This window comes from Roseivirga sp., assembly GCF_965216855.1.
Lineage (GTDB): Bacteria > Bacteroidota > Bacteroidia > Cytophagales > Cyclobacteriaceae > Roseivirga.
In genome coordinates this window covers 3,196,759-3,215,759 of record NZ_OZ244204.1, presented here as the reverse complement: position 1 = coordinate 3,215,759, position 19,001 = coordinate 3,196,759, and the positions used below count along the sequence as shown (strand labels likewise).

Annotated in this window: 18 protein-coding genes and 1 other RNA gene; 10 read left to right on the top strand and 9 right to left on the bottom strand. The window is 43.1% G+C overall.

Annotated elements, in window-relative coordinates:
- Positions 1-70: 70 nt before the first annotated feature.
- From ACOOEY_RS14285 to ACOOEY_RS14275, 3 genes are all read right to left on the bottom strand, one after another.
- Positions 71-739, bottom strand: a complete 669-nt coding sequence (locus tag ACOOEY_RS14285) for a hypothetical protein (protein WP_420385400.1) — start codon at positions 737-739, stop codon at positions 71-73.
- Positions 729-3,521, bottom strand: coding sequence for an Eco57I restriction-modification methylase domain-containing protein (locus ACOOEY_RS14280; RefSeq protein ID WP_420385399.1), 2,793 nt, complete (start codon positions 3,519-3,521; stop codon positions 729-731). Before ACOOEY_RS14280 ends, ACOOEY_RS14285 begins: the two co-directional genes overlap by 11 nt.
- Before the next feature lie 299 nt (positions 3,522-3,820).
- Entirely contained in the window at positions 3,821-4,048 is a 228-nt protein-coding gene (locus tag ACOOEY_RS14275) for a helix-turn-helix transcriptional regulator (protein ID WP_420385398.1), read from the bottom strand.
- Positions 4,049-4,189: 141 nt separating this feature from the next.
- Between ACOOEY_RS14275 and ACOOEY_RS14270 the strand changes: the two genes are divergently transcribed.
- The gene (locus tag ACOOEY_RS14270) at positions 4,190-4,387 is read left to right on the top strand and encodes a hypothetical protein (protein ID WP_420385397.1); all 198 of its coding nucleotides are present in this window, start codon (positions 4,190-4,192) and stop codon (positions 4,385-4,387) included.
- Between the two features lie 45 nt (positions 4,388-4,432).
- On the opposite strand, the gene ACOOEY_RS14265 is transcribed toward ACOOEY_RS14270, so the two are convergent.
- Positions 4,433-4,705, bottom strand: coding sequence for a GIY-YIG nuclease family protein (locus tag ACOOEY_RS14265; protein WP_420385396.1), 273 nt, complete (start codon positions 4,703-4,705; stop codon positions 4,433-4,435).
- Between the two features lie 211 nt (positions 4,706-4,916).
- Positions 4,917-5,284, bottom strand: a transfer-messenger RNA (tmRNA) gene (gene ssrA, locus ACOOEY_RS14260).
- A 440-nt stretch (positions 5,285-5,724) separates the two neighbouring features.
- Here ssrA and dnaX point away from each other — a divergent pair.
- Positions 5,725-6,840, top strand: a complete 1,116-nt coding sequence (dnaX, locus tag ACOOEY_RS14255; protein WP_420385395.1) for a DNA polymerase III subunit gamma/tau — start codon at positions 5,725-5,727, stop codon at positions 6,838-6,840.
- Positions 6,841-7,007: 167 nt separating this feature from the next.
- Complete coding sequence (locus tag ACOOEY_RS14250) at positions 7,008-7,472, top strand: hypothetical protein (protein WP_420385394.1); 465 nt, start codon at positions 7,008-7,010, stop codon at positions 7,470-7,472.
- Here the strand turns inward: ACOOEY_RS14250 and ACOOEY_RS14245 are convergent.
- From ACOOEY_RS14245 to ACOOEY_RS14230, 4 genes are all read right to left on the bottom strand, one after another.
- Positions 7,469-8,392 (bottom strand): DUF3078 domain-containing protein, encoded by a 924-nt coding sequence (locus tag ACOOEY_RS14245; protein WP_420385393.1) that lies wholly within the window; start codon positions 8,390-8,392, stop codon positions 7,469-7,471. The genes ACOOEY_RS14250 and ACOOEY_RS14245 overlap by 4 nt on opposite strands.
- Before the next feature lie 84 nt (positions 8,393-8,476).
- Positions 8,477-10,354, bottom strand: coding sequence for a LysM peptidoglycan-binding domain-containing protein (locus ACOOEY_RS14240; protein WP_420385392.1), 1,878 nt, complete (start codon positions 10,352-10,354; stop codon positions 8,477-8,479).
- Complete coding sequence (locus ACOOEY_RS14235; protein WP_420385391.1) at positions 10,351-10,995, bottom strand: O-methyltransferase; 645 nt, start codon at positions 10,993-10,995, stop codon at positions 10,351-10,353. Before ACOOEY_RS14235 ends, ACOOEY_RS14240 begins: the two co-directional genes overlap by 4 nt.
- A complete protein-coding gene (locus ACOOEY_RS14230) occupies positions 10,995-12,230 on the bottom strand; it encodes a M16 family metallopeptidase (protein WP_420385390.1) in 1,236 nt (411 codons plus the stop codon). The genes ACOOEY_RS14235 and ACOOEY_RS14230 overlap by 1 nt, the downstream gene beginning before the upstream one ends.
- A gap of 227 nt (positions 12,231-12,457) precedes the next feature.
- On the opposite strand from ACOOEY_RS14230, the gene ACOOEY_RS14225 reads away from it, so the two are divergent.
- The 7 genes from ACOOEY_RS14225 (at position 12,458) to ACOOEY_RS14195 (ending at position 18,849) form a co-directional block, all read left to right on the top strand.
- Entirely contained in the window at positions 12,458-13,465 is a 1,008-nt protein-coding gene (locus ACOOEY_RS14225) for a glycosyltransferase family 9 protein (protein WP_420385389.1), read from the top strand.
- A 38-nt stretch (positions 13,466-13,503) separates the two neighbouring features.
- Positions 13,504-13,743: an addiction module component gene (locus ACOOEY_RS14220; RefSeq protein WP_420385388.1), complete on the top strand. Its 240-nt coding sequence runs from the start codon at positions 13,504-13,506 to the stop codon at positions 13,741-13,743.
- Positions 13,744-13,928: 185 nt separating this feature from the next.
- Positions 13,929-15,218, top strand: coding sequence for an aminopeptidase P N-terminal domain-containing protein (locus ACOOEY_RS14215; protein WP_420385387.1), 1,290 nt, complete (start codon positions 13,929-13,931; stop codon positions 15,216-15,218).
- 2 nt (positions 15,219-15,220) lie between these two features.
- Entirely contained in the window at positions 15,221-15,655 is a 435-nt protein-coding gene (locus ACOOEY_RS14210; RefSeq protein ID WP_420385386.1) for a GNAT family N-acetyltransferase, read from the top strand.
- Positions 15,652-16,065 carry a RidA family protein gene (locus ACOOEY_RS14205; protein WP_420385385.1) on the top strand — a complete coding sequence of 138 codons (414 nt, stop codon included), beginning with the start codon at positions 15,652-15,654 and terminating at the stop codon, positions 16,063-16,065. The genes ACOOEY_RS14210 and ACOOEY_RS14205 overlap by 4 nt, the downstream gene beginning before the upstream one ends.
- Before the next feature lie 44 nt (positions 16,066-16,109).
- Positions 16,110-16,448, top strand: coding sequence for a VOC family protein (locus ACOOEY_RS14200; RefSeq protein ID WP_420385384.1), 339 nt, complete (start codon positions 16,110-16,112; stop codon positions 16,446-16,448).
- Positions 16,449-16,470: 22 nt separating this feature from the next.
- A complete protein-coding gene (locus tag ACOOEY_RS14195) occupies positions 16,471-18,849 on the top strand; it encodes an alpha/beta hydrolase family protein (RefSeq protein ID WP_420385383.1) in 2,379 nt (792 codons plus the stop codon).
- The last annotated feature ends 152 nt before the right edge of the window (positions 18,850-19,001 follow it).

The following is a 19,001-nucleotide window of genomic DNA, read 5'->3' as shown; positions in this document are numbered from 1 at the left end:
ATAGGGCGTGTTTTTAGAAATGGGCAAAGAAGGGTGGGATCAAGAAAGCGAGGAAAAGATATCTATCAAACTAAGAAATAATACTTCCACTGAAATCAAACATCAGATGGTAAATATCCAAAGGCACATTATCGCTATCCGAATGGGAGGATGAATAATGGTACTCGAAACCGTCTATGAAATTTGCTTGCGTGATTTTTCTGTTTGTGTTGGCTTCGGAAAATGATGTTTGGAGTAATGTGTTTATACAATCGGTGTTAGCATGAATATCCAAAGGTGTTACTACAAAACCGATCATGCCGTTTACCCGGTAATATGATGAATACTGTTTGGTGACAAAACGGATAATTCCGTTCTCTATATATTTTGCATTAAGCCCTGTTCTTCCGGTAGTATTCACGCTATCAAGTCGCTTACATTCAATTATGTAATATGCCTTTGGTTCTGTGAAAGTGTCAGGTGAAATAATGCGGATATCGGTTCGACCGACAGAATTATCTTCTAGGGTTTCTCTGTCAAACAATACTTCTGGCATACCAACTTGCCTTAAAACGTTTGGATTTCGCAAGTAATCAATCAGAAGACTATCCCTTATCCTATTTTCATCGTTGGGTACCAGAACACCATCGGAAAGCATTAAGTGGTAACAAGCAGTAACCTTTGAAAGGATAATTTCAAACTCCCCATGATAAAAGCGAACGGAATCACTGAAACTTGAAGCATCTAACCTACCGAACATTAAGCGTTTTGTTTTTTCCGGTGGTGAGCATGGCATCGACAAATTCATTTACATCCAGTTGGGCAATGGCCTTGTGCCAAAGCCTTTTTTCATTGGGCTTTACGATGTAAAATCCGCTCTTTTCAAATCCTCGAACATCCTTTTGAATGAAAAGCCGATCAGTAATTTTTTCGGTGCCGATTGCAATCAATTTGTTAAGGATTGAGGCGTTATCTGAATTAGCCCAAGTTATTGTTGTCACATTATCCTCAATTCCAGCCAGTGTAAAAAACATGCTTACAATCTGCTTTGTCAGTATTACCTCAACAGCGATCTTCTTGCGTTTCTTCTCAAAAGCGGGGTTAAGTCTGTCTGTGAATAGGTTAATGTAATCGAATAAAATTTGATCTCTTGAAATCATGGGTTCAAAAAGAACCCCATGGTTGGAGTGTCGCATTTGAATTGGGATTGCAACATCAATTGAATAATCAATAACATCCCTTTCTTGAGGAGAGAGTGAAAACGCATCTAATATTGCATTATCCAGTTCCGAAATCTTTGTTTCAATTTCTCTTTCTGCGCTTTGGTTGGTCAGAACGTTATTTGGTGAACATGCTTCTTTCTTTAGTTGATGAATATCAGAAGCTATTTCGATTACCTTTTCAGAATGAACATAGGGAACGCTGAACTTTTCTACATCATGAGCCTGTTCTCTTTCTATACCTGATGAACTGAAGGTCGAAAGGTTAAAGTAGGCGAACATCGAGGAGTTGATCAAGCCAGCAATTGCGTACAAAATGTTCAAATCCTTCTTTTTGTGCGCCTTAATAGCCGTAAGCGCGTGTTTGAACACAACATCACACTCGCAAACAGCCGAAACTGATTTTAGTGTATTTGTTACGCCAGTGGTTACCAATAGCATCGGAGCTTGATAGAGTAGTGGATTCCTTGGTCTATGCACCGTTGCAAACTGCCAAGTCTCATTCGGTTGTGGATTAACCCAAAAAGCGGAAATATCCCTTCTTGAATTTAGGAAGGGTTTACCCATCAAATGAGTCGCATCATTTTCATCTCCACCTCCAACCATGGCACCTTGTCCAATCAAAAACTCACTATCATCAGAGATTACCTCACCAATAGATTGAAATGCTTCCTTTAATCTTCGAATCAAATTGAAATCTAAATAGCTTCCGTAAACAAGAACCTTCCATAAGTAATCAAAGTCCTTGAGTTGTCTTTGATTTACCTGTTTATAGTCATTGCGCTGAATGGTAAATACCTTGAACAGAGAAAAGAATCTGCTTGGTTTTAGAGCAATATGCTCAACGACATTAGAATCTGTATCAGATTTCCCGCACAATTGATAAAACAGCACAGTAGCTGGCCCTACCGCCCTATCGTTCGATCTGTCAAAAACTTCCTTCCGAACAGGAGCCAGCTCAAAGACTTTATTTATAATGAAACGATCAAGCAGGTATTGACGGAAGCCCTTGGCATTCAGGTTATACAATATCTTACTGGTTGCAATGAGCGCAATTTTTGTAGTGTTAGCACAAAAATCACTTACACGGAAAACGAAGGCTTGTGCTATTTCCCGATTACTGATTTCTATTTCGATTTCTCCCCCACCCTTTTCTTTCCGCTTTCGATCGGTAATGTATTGAACAAACAAGGGGTTGTTCCCTTCACCTTGTCCCCGTTTCCAAGGTGGGTTACCCAAAATAAAGTCAAATTCAAATTGACTGAATAAAGTATTATAACCAGCTTCGGTATCAAAAAAGTCGGCAGCAAAGAAGTTTTTCTCCAAAAGTGGTGGAAACTTAAACGTTTCAATGTCAGAGGGATTTTGGTAATCGAGCAAAGTGAGGTAGATGGAAAAAATAGCCACATTTACCGCGCTTGGGTCTTTATCTACACCATATATATTTTCGCAAGCCAGTGTTCTTAAATTCTCCTTGTATAATTCAGGATTGGCATTGAAACCGGGGTTGTTTTTCTGAAACTGCTCGATGATCTTTCGTAGTGTCTCTACCAGGAAAATTCCCGAACCACATGCAGGATCGAGCACCTTGCAGGTGGTGGTTTCGGGGAACTGACGAAATCTATTTTCTACCGTTTCAGCTAATATGTAATCGACCAAGAACAACGGAGTGTAATATGCTCCCTGTTCTTCCTGCTCATTCTGACCTATGAACAGTTCGTACACGTTGCTGATAAACTCCACCGGGATAATGGAGAAATCATACAGGTTGAAAAGAGAACGTTGCCCTGTTCCAACCTGATTTCCGGAAAGCAGGTCAATGATGACTGAAAAACAACGATCGGGAATCAGGTCCATTTCATCCTCGCTAATTGGGAAAAGGTCTCCGTTAAACTTCGCCTTTAAGTAGTTGAAAAATGCCTGGACCTGCACTTTGTCATTGAGTAGAGTACAAAACTCATCGTTTGTCCAAGTCCGCGAATTTCCTTTTTGCTCAAAGTCAATTCCGATTTCGCGGTCAATGAGATAACGAACAAAAATGACCTTTCCAATTAAGGAATTTGCCAATTCTTTAGTGATCGGTTCCGAGCCGGATAGGAGCAGGTTTCGGGCTGCCTTTATGTTCTCCAGCAGGTGAAAGTCAATACGCTTATCGTAGCTAAAATCGGCCTGGTGTCGTTCCCAGGTTTTACCAGTTACAAGCTCAAAGTAGCTAAAGTCGGATAGTTGGTCTTCTGCCCCGAACTGCTGTAATGTTTCTTCGCTGTAAATGTAATTATAGCCGTTATAGATTTCAACCGTATCCGCTTGGGTAATAATCACAACTGGGGATTCATTGAAGTTCCAAATCTCCCTTAGCTTTTCTTGCTTGCTTTCAATCCCCTCGAAAAAAAGAATGAAAGGCTTTTTGTCAATGCAAAAAAGCGCATCAGGTTTTATCACGTTGGTAATTAGTCGTTCAACCCGATTTGAAAAGAGCCCTCTCCATTTACCATTTGCGGTAATGTACAGACCATTTTCCTCAGAAAGGCCGAGCCTTTCAAATATTTGGGTTAAGTGATTCAATAGCTACAAAGTGACTTTACAATTTCAAGAATTGGCATAATAACCTATTTACGTTCTTATATCAAGGACATTCGTTCCTTAGTTGGTACTAACAGCTCTCTAATGTCTACATCAAGTGCCAAGGCTATTTCTCTAAGAAGTTTCAAGGTGGGTTGGCTATCATTATTACAAATACGCGTGATGGTGTTTGGTGCTTTGTTTACCATTTCAGCTAATTGCTTTTGCGAAACCTCTTTCTCCGCTAAAACTACTTTCAGCCTATTGATTTTGATTTTATCACTCATAAGGTTGATAATCTAACATATAATGAATTACATATGTAAAAATATGTATTTATCTCTTGATTTTTGAAATCAAAATAAATTCAACATTATATGTATTATTTAATACATATTTTGTATCTTTATTTACAAATATTAAAAGATATGAAAACATACACCAAAGCAGACCTAGAGCAGATCGTTTATACCCAATTGGAGAACCTTAATGCCATGCATGACCTTTTAACAATTATGAAAACCCAAAATGAGTTATTGGAAAAGGCCAATCAAAAACTCAGCAGGGAGATTTCTGATTTCAAGAGTCGCTGCTATAGAACCGGTAAGATGGTTAAGTCAGAATAATTGTTACTCCAATACTGAGAGCCCTGGATCATGAGCTTATAGACATCAAATCAGGCGCTTATTTCGAAAGGCTATACCAGAACCAGATTTAATATACTTTTCAAAGGCAAAAGCTCTGTACTTGTCTTTAAATACAATGTAGGTTTCAAGCTCCAAGGGTCGCCTGTAGCTGGTAGATTTTACTTCCCCATTGCGATGTCTCTTCAATCTGGCCTCCAAATTTGAAGTGCATCCGGTGTAGAACTGGCCATCGGAGCAACGCAATATGTAAACGGTGTGCATACCCCAATCTAGAGAAGCTTTGTGAAGAACTTTCACGGAAGCCCGTTAAAAGACATATTATTCAAGAAAACCTAATGAAGATTCTCCATACGCTGTCGCTGAAGCCTTATGTGATAACTATCGAATAAAGTAAATCGATGCAGATCAACCTGTGGAGATTCTCCACCGAAGCCTGTTGGAAGAAACAACAAAAGTCAGGTAAGTATAAAAACAAGAAAGCCCTCCTACGATAAAGCTTCGGAGGGCGGAGTGGAGCCGGAGGGATTCGAACCCTCGTCCAGCTAAGGAACACTAAGTGCCTTCTACATGCTTATTTGCTGATTAGTTTTCGAGCTCGTTAAGGACAGCAACCATCCTGATCCGAACCTTATCCGCGGTTAATCTTATGCCGGCATCACGACCCTACCAGCACCAGTCCTGCATGATGATGTCTCGGTTCCCTCCCGGCAGGACGTGGGGAGAGAGAGACACATTGCTATCTAATTATTGATTAGGCAGCAAGGGCGTATTGTCTTTCGCCAATTAAAAGGATGAAAGTTTTATTTAAGGGAAATACTAACAACTCCCTGCATGCTTACACTTGCATTACACCTACTGTCAATTCCAGTCGGCCCCTATTCAAGCTCCGTAGCTTCAGCGAAGGAGCTTCAGCGAAGGAGCTTGAGATTTTGCCATCTGCAAAAGGATTACAAAGGTAAAGGCTTTTTTGTTCCGTACTAACGTCCGTTGAAAGTTATCCTTAGCTCAGGTCGATCTTTCGACTGCTCTCAAGATGGAAAAACAGAGCCCTGACTTAGAACCCGCCTCCACTCAATTGATTAATATATTGTATTTTACTCCTTCATTCGATCATTAAGACCCCGTCATGAATAAAAGATCTAACCTCCTCATCGCTCTGATCGTCTTCGCTCTATTCCTCCTGGCTGCCATTATCTACACCATCACCTATTCGGGTTGATGCCGCAAGAACTGACTGACTCAATTCTTTTCACTCATTTTTTTCAAAATTAAAGCAAGAGCTTCCAACATCTGGCTCAAGTTTATATCTTGCGGCAATGGAAAAATTCGTTGTCTCGGCCCGAAAATACAGACCCGTTGGTTTTGAGGAGGTTGTAGGCCAGGAACATATTACCACTACACTGAAGAATGCTATTGACAACCAGCAACTGGCTCAGGCACTTCTTTTTTGTGGACCAAGAGGGGTTGGTAAAACTACCTGTGCCAGAATTGTGGCACGCCTCATCAACGAACAATCCATTGACAATCCGCTACTGGGCAATGATTCCTTCAACATCTACGAGTTGGATGCTGCATCGAATAACTCAGTAGATGATATCAGAAACCTGATCGATCAGGTACGCTACCCTCCTCAGCAAGGTAAGTTTAAGGTGTACATCATAGATGAGGTGCACATGCTCTCTAACCAGGCCTTCAACGCTTTTTTGAAGACCCTGGAAGAGCCACCATCTTATGCAGTGTTTATTCTCGCTACTACTGAGAAACACAAAGTAATCCCTACCATCCTTTCCAGATGTCAAATCTTCGACTTCAACAGAATTGAAGTTTCTGACATTTCAGGGCAGCTTAAAATGATTGCCCAAAAGGAAGGCATTGAGGCAGAAGATGAGGCGCTTAACCTGATTGCTCAGAAAGCAGACGGTGCCATGAGGGACGCTCTTTCCCTCTTCGATTTGATCGTCACTTTCTCCCATGGCAAGAAAGTGACCTATAAGGCCACTATCGACAACCTGCATATTCTGGACTATGACTATTACTTCAGAATGACAGAGGCCCTGGTGAGCCAGAATACTTCTGAAACCCTTCTGATTTTCGATGAGATTCTGAAGAAAGGTTTCGATGGTCATAACTTCATCGTAGGCCTCAGCAGTCATTTCAGAGATCTGATGGTTTGTAAAGACAATGCCACCATCCAGCTACTCCAGGTATCTGATGTGGTGAAAGCTAAATACCAAACCCAGGCCAACGAAGTACCCATGTCTTTCCTGTTGACTGCATTGAACATTGCCAATCAATGTGACATTCAGTACAAGGGAAGCAAAAACCAGAGACTCCATGTAGAATTGGCTCTGTTGAAGATGGCTCACCTGAGCAGTGCCTTACAATTGGCCGATGTGAACGTTTCAGACGATTCATCAAAAAAAAAATTCTAACGCAGCCTGAAGAACAACCTAAAGCTACTGAGCATCAGGAAACACCCCCTACTCCTTCGCCTGAAAAACCCGAACCAGAAGTTGAGGTAAAAGAAACTCCCCCTGTACAGGAAGAAAAAAATACCGTTAGCCGGCCTAAACTGAGGAAACCACTTGGCGGCAAAACCATGGCTATCCCCACAGACCTTGGTGCCCTGAAGCAGGAAATCAATAAGCCCAAGGAGGAAGAGAAGAGTGACGAGAGCGAGACCAATATTCAGCTCAGATCAAAGCAATACAGCGAAGAGTCACTGCTCGAAGTATGGCAGGAATTTACAGCCGGATTCAAAGCGAAAAGCCAGCACCATGAGGTATTGATTCTGGAAGAGAAATTCAGAAGGAATGAGCATCAGATTATTGTAAACATTCCGAATGAAGCGCTGGAATCTACCTTCGAGAAATTCAGAGCCGACCTACTGAAGTTTTTGAGAGACAAGCTGGAGAATGACCACATTACCCTGGCCTCAGAAGTGGTGGAAATTAAGCGTGAGAAAATGCGCTACACAGACAGAGAAAAATTCGAATACCTGAAAGAGAAATATCCAGCCTTGAGAGACTTACAGGAAAAACTGGGCTTAGATCCGGAGTTCTAGAATTTCAGCACGAAACCCACCGTAATCACATTCTTAAGCTGTACGTCCCTGCCCCGTGAGCCATCCGATCGGGTCACTTTCACATCATCATCATAGATTAGCTGAGAGTTGATTTTCGACTGAATAAAGTCATTGACTTTGAGGTTGAGTCCGGCTTCAATATTGACTACCGTATTCGGGAATTTCTCATAGTTGGAGAAGAAGTTATATGCCGTTTTCAGCTCCACATTCTTCATCAAAGTGCGCTCAAAAGTCCCCGTTAAGGAAATACCTGCTTCTGATCTGATTCTCTCTCCGGCCAAAACCCCGAAAGATCCGGCCGTAGCCAAAGAGTCATTCAGCACGAAGGTAAATCTACCGGTAAAGGGAGCCAGAGTGGCCGTCAGCCCAAGGTTGTCTGGTCTATAGGTTAAACCCAGCGAAGCCTGTAAATAACCTGGTGCCATAAAGTCAGAGATCAGTACCCTCCGTTTTTCAGTTTGTCCCTGTACGTTTTCCAGTTTAAAACCCTCATCCATCTGGGTACGGAAGTTAATGGCTGCTGTCATTAGAATTTGCTCACTAAACTTCTGGCTGTATTTGGAGGTAAGGATAACGGCATCATCGGTCTTCTCGAATCGGTTGGTATTGTCTCCGTTTCGAATCACACCATATCCGATTTTCGCCCGGTTCTCCCATACTACTTCTTCTCGTTCGTAATTGGTAAAACCTTCAACAATCGCGCCCAGGGCTAGAGAAGACTCACCCCCTGCTGCCCAGTTGGTAAGGCCTACCTGTTGTACATTCAGGTTAAAAGAACCACCGTTTTTCCAATATTGAATGGTATCAGCCGCATTCACATTGGATGAGTCAGCTGATTGAGACCAACCCCATTGAAAACATAAAATGAATGAAAGAAGTAGAAGAGTCTTTTGAGTCATTCCGGAAATTCTGGTGCAAATGTAAGGGACTCATCCCAAGCCTTGAAAAATAGTGTCAGCTTTTTGCTCTTGATTTCGCACAACCTACTTTGGTTTGCGAATTATCAACTTTTCACCAAGAGACAATGAGTTATCGGATTTGTTATTCCACGATCTTAAATCTTCGATAGCAACGCCATATTTTCTCGATATTGCCCACATGGTCTCACCTTTTTGTACTTCATGAGTAATTACCTCCACTACCGGCTCTAGCTTGGCAAACCTGGTCTTGGAGACCAGAACTTTCACTTCCTGACCTATTTGAAGCCCATCGCTCAGGTTGAGCTGATTCCACTCCAGTATTTCATCAATTTCAACACTGTATTCTCTGGAAATGGCAAAAAAGGTTTCCTGGTAACCCACACGGTGGGTGATTACGGTATCGGTAGCTGTATTTTCAAGGGCTCTGTACTGCACCGGCTCTATAAATAGCTCAGTGTCTTCTCTAAGGGGAAGCTCAACCGTACGCGGTTTGTCCAGCTTTTCCTTCACAGTCTTTTCCGGTTTGGCCGAATGGTCAACCACCAACACTTCCTGGGTCTGTGGTTGATTGAGGTTACTGAATTCAACAGGTATGTCTTTAGGTCGAATAAACCTTAGCCAGAGTACTCTACCTACTTTCAGTTGTTCATTGTCACGCATCCTGTTCTTATGCATCAGCTTTTTCAGCTTGATTCCATAGTCCTGCGAAATGCCCCAAAGGGTTTCGCCAGGCTGCACAATATGATAATGGACTTTACCTTTATTCTTTTTACGCTTAAGGTAATAGTACTGATGAGCCCTGACATTACCCCGATCTCCAATATCATTGAACCTCCTCAGTTTGGCCATTTTCACTCCGGTTCTTGTGGCAAGCGACTGTAGGGTCTCCGTATTCTTAGCGCGAATGGCAGGAATACCGTTCAACTCGATCTGATCCGGCTCATAGGCCTTTGAGGTATTTCCACTAATTCGAGGGAAGGCTCCCACATTACCGGCTATAGGCTTAAACCGCATACGTCTGGTTTCCGCTTTGCTTACCGTTTTGGTATTGCTGGTGCGGGTAGTGGTCGAAGTATTACCCTTAGATCCTGAGCCACCTTCATTCCTCGCTACGACAGGCTGATGATTTCGCTTCTGATCTGGGTAGAACACCAGATAAGACTTGTCATCAGGAATCTTAGACTGGTTAAGCCATTTATTGTAGCTCCTGAGCTGATCATATTCCACTCCGGTAGCACTACTCACCTGTCGAAGGGTTTTGCCCCTGCCTTCATAGTCGTGCAGACTCATATCATCGCGGTACTTTCCACTTCCTACAAAGTCCTGAAAGGCCAGATAGTGCGCCAGAAATTTCTTGATATACCAATGCGTCTTGCTGTTAATGACCATGGTTTTGGCGCCATACAACTTATCATCAACCGACCTTTGTGTACCGGTAAGCCCCTGTAAGTAGGATTGAAGTGATAACACCCAGTTATCGAAGACGAAATTGCTACGCTTAAAGTATTTGGTAGCCCCTACTGTGGCGGCTATGATGTGCTTACGTTCATCAACAATATTATCTACCCGTAAACCCAGCTCCTGAGCCGAGGCTTTTTTGAACTGCCAGAAACCCACAGCATTGGAAGAGGAAACGGTATCAGATACAAACTGACTTTCCTGAATGGGGAGGTATTTAAAATCTTCGGGAATGCCTTCCTGCTTCAACACCTGTTCTACATAAGGCATATAGAGTCTGGACCTGTCTACCAGTCTTTGGAAGTGGTATTGACTGCGGGTAAGCAGGTCAAGGGTCTGCTCAATTTCTTTGCGCGCATCAGCATGAATTTTCAGTTTCACACCAGCAAACTCCATTTCATTGGGGACAGTGATTGGAGCTTGCGCTAACGAGCGTAACGAAGCTAGCAGGAGAATGAGTAGTGCGGTGAAAGTCTTTCTCACTGTTTTCTTCTAACTACCATCAGGCCATCTCTGATGGGTAATAGTACATTTTCAACTCGATCATCATCCTGTACAGAACGATTAAAATCAAGTATGGCTTGCGTATCGGTGTCAATTTTCTTGGCGGTTTGAACCACTTTACCACTCCACAACACATTGTCGGCAATGATAAAACCTCCGATTCGTACTTTTTCAAGTACTAAGTTAAAGTAATTCAGGTAATTTTTCTTATCGGCATCGATGAAAACTAAATCGAAAGGTCCCTCAATATCAGGGATTAAGCTCATGGCATCTCCAATTCGGTAGTCGATCTTATCGGTCAGACCGGCCTCATTGAAATACCCGCGGACCATTTCTTCTACTTCTTCATTTTTATCCAGCGTAATCAAAACACCATCTTCTGCCAGGCCTTCTGCCAGACAAATGGCAGAATACCCTGTATAGGTACCAATTTCCAGAATCCGTTGAGGTCTCATCATATGAGTAATCATAGACAGTACCCTGCCCTGTAAGTGACCCGAAAGCATTCTCGGCATCAATACCTTCTGATGTGTCTCTCGATTCAGTTTAGACAGCAATGCCGATTCCTGATCTGAATGTTCTTCAACGTACTGCTGTATATCTTCCGGTATAAATTCCATTAGTCCTGGGGTAAAAAGGTGAGGTAACTCAGTCGCTCTTCGGCAAACATCTCATTTGCAATATCTAAAAGCTCTGCACTGCTGACATTTCGGATTCGATCGAAAACCTCTTCCAGGGTATCCACTCTGTCCATGTCAAGAATGCTCTTGCCAAGCATCAGCATTAAGCTGGTATTGTTCTCTTCGGCCATGGCCAACTGACCAATAAGCTGCTCCTTGGCTTTGTGCAGTTGCATTACGCCCAGATGTTTCTCCTTCAGGAGCTTCAGTTCCCTGGCAATGATTCGATGGCTTCTGTCTACCTGACTTTTCTCCGTGCCAAAATAAATCGCAAACAGCCCTGTATCGGCAAATGGATGATAGTTGGCTTCTACATTATACACGAAACCATATCGCTCACGCAAAGCCAGGTTCAGTCTGGAGTTCATTCCCGGACCACCAAGAATATTGATCAACATAAAGAATGGAAGCCTCCTGGTATCTGTAAGCGAATAGGCCGTACCACCAATAGCGCAATGAGCCTGAGAAATATTTCTATGGATAATCTCCCGGTTCGGCACATACTCACCAAAGGGTTTGCGGTTGCGCTGCGCAGACGTAGCGGGAATATGGCCGAAGTATTTCTCAGCCAGTCGCTGCACCTTCTTAAAAGGCACATTACCCACACAGGAGAAAATCACTCTCTCTGTATTCAGATTCTCTTTGAGGAAATTCTGGAAGTCTTCTCTATGAAAGGATCGTACACTCTTCTGTGTACCCAGGATGTTTTGCCCTAATGGGTGCTCTTTAAAAACCACCCTGTCGAACTCATCCTGTATCGCATCTTCCGGGCTATCGTGATAAAGAGCCATCTCTTCCAGAATAACTCCTCTTTCATTTTCAATCTGCTTTTCAGGGAAAATAGAGTCGAAGGTTATATCCTGAAGCAATTCGAAAGCACTCTCCATATGCTTATCCAGCGCGGACGCATAGAAACAGATTTTCTCTTTGGTAGTATAGGCATTGAGCTCTCCTCCAACGGAGTCCAGCTTATTCAGAATATGGAAGGCCTTTCGCTTCTTCGTGCCTTTAAAAGCCATATGTTCCCAGAAGTGGGCAATTCCCAGCTGCTCCTCTCTTTCATCGCGACTTCCTATATCGAGTATAAACCCACAGTGCACAATTTTGGTACTGGGCACCTCTTTGTGAATCACTCTGATACCATTGGGTAATGAAATAAGATTATAGTCTACCATCGCCTTCCGTCAAACGGCTGCAAAGTTAAGGCTTTATTAGGCAGAATAAGAACTGTTTACGTTTAAGATATCGGCTGATTTACACCTCTTTGCGAACTCAGCGAACTCAGCGGTGAATTGTAACCGCAAAGGCCGCTGAGAACGCAAAGCTTGAACTTAAAGAATCGACAGACTCCTGTTTTCTCAGGAATGACGAAATGGATTGTTTCTCCTATCTTTGAGCGCTCATGTCAAGGCCCTTTCAGAAAATACTGGTAATTCAGACTGCCTTTATTGGTGATGTCATTCTGGCGACCGGAGTCCTGGAAAAACTGAACCAGCACTACCCAAAGGCACAGTTAGATTTTCTGGTCCGAAAAGGAAACGAGGGTCTGCTGAAAAACCATCCCTTTCTTCATCAAACACTTGTTTGGGACAAGAAAGCGGGCAAGTACAAGAACCTGCTGAAGATGCTCAGGGCCATCAGGAGCGAACGCTATGACCTGGTTATTAATATTCAGCGCTTTGCCAACTCGGGATTTCTTACTGCATTCTCCAAAGCCAAAATCAAGGTTGGTTTTGATAAGAATCCCTTCAGTTGGGCCTTTGATAAAAAGGTACCGCATGAAATCAATAATGGCAAGCATGAGGTTGAACGCAATCATGAGCTGATCGCAGAATACACTGACACCGTAGCGGCCAAACCGAAACTCTACCCCTCAGGTGCCGACTTCGACAAAGTGAGCTCCCTAAAAACGACTCCTTTTATCTGTTTTGCTCCGGCTTCAGTTTGGTTCACCAAACAATTCCCGAAAGAGAAATGGACTGAGTTTCTGGCAAACATCCAGTTCAAGGGGAAGATTTATGCATTAGGTGCCCCCACTGACCAGGCTCTATGCGATGAAATCATTCAGCAAAGCGGCAATACCTCAGCCGAAAACCTCTGTGGAAAGCTAAACCTGCTGGAATCTGCTGCTTTGATGAAGGATGCTCAAATGAATTATGTGAATGACAGTGCTCCCATGCACCTGGCCAGCGCTATGAATGCACCGACTGCCGCCATTTTCTGTTCCACCATCCCGGAGTTTGGGTTTGGCCCGCTGGCGGATCAATCAACAGTCATTCAAATCCAGGAACCCCTGTCTTGCCGGCCTTGCGGATTACATGGTAAGAAAGCTTGCCCGGAAGGACACTTTAAGTGTGGATTGAGAATAAGCATAGACACCATTGTAGATACTGTTGATAATAGCCTCTAACATCTGGTTTCGTTGAAGTCATTTATTAAATTGATGCCATGGATATTCAATCTGAAAAGCTCGATTTGATTCAATGGATAGCAGGGTTAGATGATCTTAGCTTGATCAAGCTGGTAAGCTCAATCAAGCTCAGTGATGAACTCGGTAAGGAAGACTTATCCGATGAATTAAAGTCAGCGCTTGATGAATCCTTAGTTGACATCAAAGAAGGCAAAACACTTTCTCAAGAACACGTGAAAAACCAAACCAGAGAAAAATTCCCCCACTTATTCAAGTAAATCATACAGTTTGTTTTAAATGAAAAAGCAATCTATGCCCCCCTCTATAACAGTTTGAATGTAATTTCTTACAGTCGCTAATACTCCGATTCTCTTAAGCTATTCCAAGATTTAATCAACTCCTCACACTTCACTTTATTTTCTCAATGATTCCTGCTTACTTCGTTGCAAACGAAAATGAGCTTATGAGATACGAACACATCGGGAAAGACCTTTTCATCAAAAACAGAGAGAAACTAAAGGCCAGACTGAAGCCTAATTCCATAGTAATTGTCTGTTCTAATGATATCATGCCTACCAATGCCGATGGCACCATGCCGTTGAGACAAAACAGTAACATGCTTTATTTATCCGGTATAGATCAGGAAGAATCGACCTTGATCATTGCACCGGATTTTCCTGATGATAGATTTAAGGAAGTACTCTTTCTTCGCGAAACGAACGAGCACATTGCAGTCTGGGAAGGACATAAATACACGGAAGCAGAAGCCCAGGATACTTCAGGTGTAAAGACCATTCTCTGGAATGATAAGTTCGAGTTGACATTAAAGACCATATTGGCTGAAACTGAGCACATCTACCTTTACCAAAATGAGCATATCAGAAATGCTACGGAAGTAGAAACAAGAAGCGACCGATTCAATAAGTGGATGCGCAATGCTTATCCTAATTATGAATATGAGCGACTGGCTCCTCTGGTATATGACCTGAGAACAGTGAAGGAAGCCAGAGAAATTGAGCTGATGCAAACGGCATGCAACATCACTGAAAAAGGCTTTAGAAGATCACTCGACTTCATTAAGCCCGGTGTATGGGAATTCGAAATTGAAGCTGAAATCCTCCATGAGTTTGTCAGAAACCGTTCCAAAGGCTTTGCCTATACTCCTATTATTGCCGGAGGTGGTAATGCCTGTGTACTACACTATATAGAGAACAAAGAACAGGTAAAGGACGGTGATCTTATCCTGATGGATGTCGGGGCCGAATATGCCAACTACAACTCTGACTTAACACGGACTGTCCCTGTCAATGGAAAATTCACTAAGAGACAAAGGGAAGTTTATGATGCCGTACTGCGCGTTAAAAATGAAGCAACCAAAATGCTGATCCCTGGCAATAAAATACCTGAGTACCACAAAGAAGTGGGCAAACTCATGACTAGTGAACTCATTGGTTTAGGCCTTTTAGACCAGACGGATGTTAAAAACGAAGATCCGAACTGGCCAGCCTACAAGAAATACTTCATGCATGGCACTTCTCACCACATCGGGCTAGATGTGCATGATGTCGCCAGTATCTATACCGAGTTTAAGCCGGGTATGGTGTTTACGGTAGAACCAGGTATTTACATCCCAGATGAAGGCATTGGTATCAGGCTGGAAGATGATATTCAGATTACGAATGACGGACAGTTTAACCTCATGCGTAATATTCCAATTGAAGCCGATGAGATTGAGGAAATCATGAATTCCTGAAAATGAAAATAACAGAGGGCAGTTTTTCAGAAGCTTTGGAAGTTCTCAGAGGACTGCCCGAGTTTGATCCACTCCTACCGACTGATCATTACCTCGATAGAATGACCGGACGCAAAAAGCTGATTGTGGTGGCCAGGGTTAATGATGAGCCTGCCGGATGCAAAATCGCCTACGACCGATTTGAAGACGGCACCTTGTACAGTTGGTTAGGTGGAGTCATTCCACAATACAGAAAAATAGGACTTGCCAGAAAAATGGCAGATTTTCAGGAAGCTTGGGCATTAGACAATGGCTTTTCTGCCATTCGATTCAAGACATTGAACAGGCACAAAGCCATGCTCACATTTGCGATTAACAACGGTTTTCAGCTTTTCAATGTGAAACCAAAAGACGAAATAGAGAACTATAGAATTGAACTGATAAAAGACTTAAAATGAGCGAAGCCTTTAACAGCAATGAAGCCCCGGAACCAGTAGGTTTGTATCCGCATTCCAGAAAAGTGGGCAACCTTTTGTTTCTCTCAGGTGTAGGCCCAAGAGAAAGAGGAACCAAGAAGATTCCGGGAGTTGAATTATCCGAAGAAGGTGAAATTCTCTCCTACGACATTGCTGAACAGTGTCACTCGGTCTTTAAGAATGTAAGACTGATACTGGAAGCATCTGGCAGCAGTTGGGATCAGCTCATCGATGTAACAGTCTTCCTAACTAATATGAAAGAAGACTTTTCCACCTATAATAAGATTTACGCGGAGTACTTTAAGGACAATCAGCCTTGCAGAACTACGGTGGAAATCAGCTCACTCCCCACACCAATTGCCATTGAGCTAAAGTGCATCGCCACTATTTAATATTCTATTGACTATATTCAGGGAGTACATTCAACCAACTCCTCATGAACTTAGGTCGAAACTACCTTGCTCTGGCAGTCAAAGACATCGCTGTTTCTTATGCATTCTATCAGCAAATGGGATTCGAAGCAGTCCCTGATTGCGGTAGCGTTGAAGAGAAATGGCTCATCATCCGAAACGGAGACATTCAACTCGGGCTATATCAAGACATGTTCCCCACGAATATCATCACCTTCAATCCTCCTGATGTAAGATATATTCAGAAAAGCTTGAAAGCTTCCGGCATTCAGCTGGATCAGGAGTGTGATGAAAGCACCAATGGCCCTGCCTATATTATGCTGAAAGACCCCGATGGTAACTCCATCCTGATAGACCAACACTAAACTCAACCCAAAAAAACCAACCATGAAACGATTCTTCAACAAAGTATGGACCTGGATCAAACGCTTTGTCCAAAAAATCACTCCCGGGCCTGTAGCACAAAAGGGGGCTTTTAAAGCCATCGCAACTACAGCCATTGTCTTCTGGATCATTGCCTCATTAGTGGTTTTCGTTATTGAACCAGGTACTTATTTCGGGTTGATCCCTGTGGTTCTGGGTCCAATTATTGGATTTTTGGTGAGTGCAGGAACGGTCCTAGCGATTGGTCTCATTAAGAAATTACCGAAAAAGTTCTTCTGGTATGTCCCGGGAGCCTTTTTCCTCAGCACCTTCATTTTCAATGCCGGTCAACTGGGCACTCAGTTTCCATTATTCATGGTGGTTTTTTCCGGCTTATCTGGAGCTGGTCTTTATACATTATTAAAGCGAAACAGAGCCCTAAACACCCTGGCCCATAAAATCACAGCCGGACTCGGCTTGTTGATTGGTTTGGCCGGATTAGTCTGGGGAATTACCTGGTTAGCAGACACTGGTTTTGAGCCTGACCCTGAACACATCAATGCAGCGCTCAAATCAGAATACCGACCTGAAAAAATTGACCTGCCCAACCCCGGAGAGCCCGGCCCATACAAGGTCATGTCTCTCTCCTATGGAAGCGGGAAAGATAAGCACAGACCCGAATTTGGAGAAGAGGTCGACATAGTGACTGACTCTGTAGATGGTTCCCGGTTAATTGACAACTGGAAAAAGCTTTCCGGAAAAATCAGAACCTGGTACTGGGGACATGATGACAAGGCACTCCCCCTCAATGGACGTGTCTGGTATCCTGAAGGAGATGGCCCTTTTCCATTGGCACTAATTGTCCACGGTAATCATTCTATGTATGACTACTCCGATGGTGGTTATGAATACCTGGGGGAGTTATTGGCAAGCCATGGCATCATCATGGTCAGCGTTGACGAGAACTTCATCAACAGCGGCTGGTCAGATCTATTTGGTGATGGCTTGAGCGAAGAGAATGATGCCCGAGGTTGGCTGTTACTGGAACATCTAAGGGTTTGGCGCCAATGGAATGAAGAAAATGACAATGCATTCTTCTCCAAAGTCGATATGGATAACATTGCCGTTATGGGGCATTCCCGGGGTGGAGAGGCAGCTGCAGTAGCAGGCTTCTTCAATAAGCTCAAATACTATCCAGACAACGCCAAACAAGAGTTTGATTTTGGCTTCAATATTAAATCAGTTGTGGCCATAGCCCCGGTTGATGGCCAGTACGATCCGGGAGAAAGCGAAACACCATTGGAAGACCTTAACTATCTGGTGATTCATGGTGCCAATGATGGTGATGTTCAGTCCTTTGCCGGCTTAAGGCAATACGAAAGAGTCAAATTCTCCGACAGTACAGACTTCTTTAAGTCCGCAGTATATGTTTATGGCGCCAATCACGGACAGTTCAACACCAGTTGGGGAAATCGTGATGCAGGCATGCCCTATGGTTCTTTACTCAATGTAGACGCCTTGATGCCTATGGAAGAACAGCTTCAGGTAGGCAAAACCTATATCAGTGCATTTCTTCAGGCCACACTTCAATCGAAAACGGATTACCGTCATTTATTCGAAGATTATCGCTCCGGCATAGATTGGCTTCCCGAAACCATATACCTCAATCAGTTCGAGGCCAGTAACTGGCAATACCTGGCCGACTTTGAAGAAGACCTTGACTTAACTACCACTTCTCATGGAGACAGCATCAGTGGAGAAAACTTGACGGTATGGAGAGAACAATTGGTGAGCATGAAATGGGGGAATAAAGGAACCCGGGCAGCATACCTGGGCTGGGACAGCCTGGCATACGAGGCAGACACTGCCAGATATACCTTCCATTTCAAAGAACCCCTCAATGCTGAATCATTATCTACTCTGAGCTTTGAGCTTTCGGAGTCAAAAGAAGGCACCTATCCTGACAAGGAGCGAGACGAAGAAGCCCAAAAGAACAATAATGGAGAGAACAACAGTAATGTTGAAAATGAAGACGTTGATTCTGCAAATGAAGAAGAGGAAGAGAAAAGTGAGGAAGAGGAGGAAGAAGATGATGATAAACCTAAAGCCAAAGAACCTCTGGACTTCAGAATAGAACTAACTGATGAATCAGGCCATAAGACCTCATTCCTATTGAGCGACTATAGCTATCTGCAAAGACAAATCACAGTAGATGTACTCAAGAACCCTGAACTTCAGGACACTAAAACATCCGAAGCCATTTATAATACATTCATGTTTAATCTACGAAACCTCATTGACTCCAACACAGACTTCGATTTAAAAGCGATCAGATCCCTTAGCTTCGTGTTCGATCAAAGCCCCAAGGGAGTTATTATTTTAGATAAGCTGAGTATGCATTAATCTCAACCAAACATCTTCATTTAAGACGTTTTTCCCATATCGGGATTATAATTTGTCGTTCAAATATTTTTTTTCGCTGTTGGTAGGGTTTTATAGGCGAAACACGTAGATGGTATGTGGATTGAAGGAAAGTCCTTAAATCAACCTAGCAA

Coding starts and splice junctions, on each gene's coding strand:
- ACOOEY_RS14210 (WP_420385386.1), top strand. CDS start 15,221: ATGAAAATAACAGAGGGCAGTTTTTCAGAAGCTTTGGAAGTTCTCAGA.
- ACOOEY_RS14230 (WP_420385390.1), bottom strand. CDS start 12,230: ATGGTAGACTATAATCTTATTTCATTACCCAATGGTATCAGAGTGATT.
- dnaX (WP_420385395.1), top strand. CDS start 5,725: ATGGAAAAATTCGTTGTCTCGGCCCGAAAATACAGACCCGTTGGTTTT.
- ACOOEY_RS14270 (WP_420385397.1), top strand. CDS start 4,190: ATGAAAACATACACCAAAGCAGACCTAGAGCAGATCGTTTATACCCAA.
- ACOOEY_RS14225 (WP_420385389.1), top strand. CDS start 12,458: ATGTCAAGGCCCTTTCAGAAAATACTGGTAATTCAGACTGCCTTTATT.
- ACOOEY_RS14205 (WP_420385385.1), top strand. CDS start 15,652: ATGAGCGAAGCCTTTAACAGCAATGAAGCCCCGGAACCAGTAGGTTTG.
- ACOOEY_RS14285 (WP_420385400.1), bottom strand. CDS start 739: ATGTTCGGTAGGTTAGATGCTTCAAGTTTCAGTGATTCCGTTCGCTTT.
- ACOOEY_RS14195 (WP_420385383.1), top strand. CDS start 16,471: ATGAAACGATTCTTCAACAAAGTATGGACCTGGATCAAACGCTTTGTC.
- ACOOEY_RS14235 (WP_420385391.1), bottom strand. CDS start 10,995: ATGGAATTTATACCGGAAGATATACAGCAGTACGTTGAAGAACATTCA.
- ACOOEY_RS14275 (WP_420385398.1), bottom strand. CDS start 4,048: ATGAGTGATAAAATCAAAATCAATAGGCTGAAAGTAGTTTTAGCGGAG.
- ACOOEY_RS14200 (WP_420385384.1), top strand. CDS start 16,110: ATGAACTTAGGTCGAAACTACCTTGCTCTGGCAGTCAAAGACATCGCT.
- ACOOEY_RS14245 (WP_420385393.1), bottom strand. CDS start 8,392: ATGACTCAAAAGACTCTTCTACTTCTTTCATTCATTTTATGTTTTCAA.
- ACOOEY_RS14250 (WP_420385394.1), top strand. CDS start 7,008: ATGGCTATCCCCACAGACCTTGGTGCCCTGAAGCAGGAAATCAATAAG.
- ACOOEY_RS14215 (WP_420385387.1), top strand. CDS start 13,929: ATGAGATACGAACACATCGGGAAAGACCTTTTCATCAAAAACAGAGAG.
- ACOOEY_RS14220 (WP_420385388.1), top strand. CDS start 13,504: ATGGATATTCAATCTGAAAAGCTCGATTTGATTCAATGGATAGCAGGG.